The organism is Xanthomonas sp. WHRI 1810A (assembly GCF_040202885.1).
Classification (GTDB): Bacteria; Pseudomonadota; Gammaproteobacteria; order Pseudomonadales; family Pseudomonadaceae; genus Aquipseudomonas.
This window is the reverse complement of record NZ_JBEGED010000068.1, coordinates 1-532: the sequence shown is the minus strand read 5'-3', so window position 1 is coordinate 532 and position 532 is coordinate 1. Positions and strand designations below refer to the sequence as shown.

Here is a 532-nt window from a genome sequence, read left to right as displayed (position 1 = left end):
CAGACTTCCTGCATCGTTCGACCTAAAAGCTCCTCGCGCTGGGGGAACGAGAGATCGAGCAAGGACACTTCCGCGATGCAGTCGATGTCATGACGGACTGGATCGGGAGGACGAATGAAGGTCGTCGTCCTGGATCACAGCTCACACGCCGGCTGTTGAGAGCACTCTGATCCCACTGCGTGCCAAGATGCTGCGGATAGCCTGCTAATCCGACGCGCTGGCACTCAACGCGTTTCGAGAGCCCCGGCCCAAACGCTTGGGCTCACACTGTGCGAAGGGCGAGTTTTGCAGACCGTCCCTAGCCCAACTTAGCCAGCTCGTCTTCAAAGTACGCTAGTGCTTCTTCGCCTGCGAGACTTGGACTGATGTGGACCTTCTCCACTGACAGAAACCCACTTTCCCGGATAAAGACGAAGCCCGAGTCCTCGAGCGCTTGGGCGGGCTTCGACATGGCGATGCGTGTGCATCCCTGATGCTCGACGCACTCGGACAATAGGCGTTGAGCGGCCGGCCCCATCCGCTGCAGCTCCAG

General features: G+C 59.6%; 1 protein-coding gene. It reads right to left on the bottom strand.

What is annotated here, in order from left to right; all coding sequences use genetic code 11:
* Window positions 1–298: 298 nt before the first annotated feature.
* Window positions 299–532: hypothetical protein (locus tag ABQX22_RS26765; protein ID WP_349802866.1), on the bottom strand; the 234-nt coding region annotated here is incomplete at its 5' end.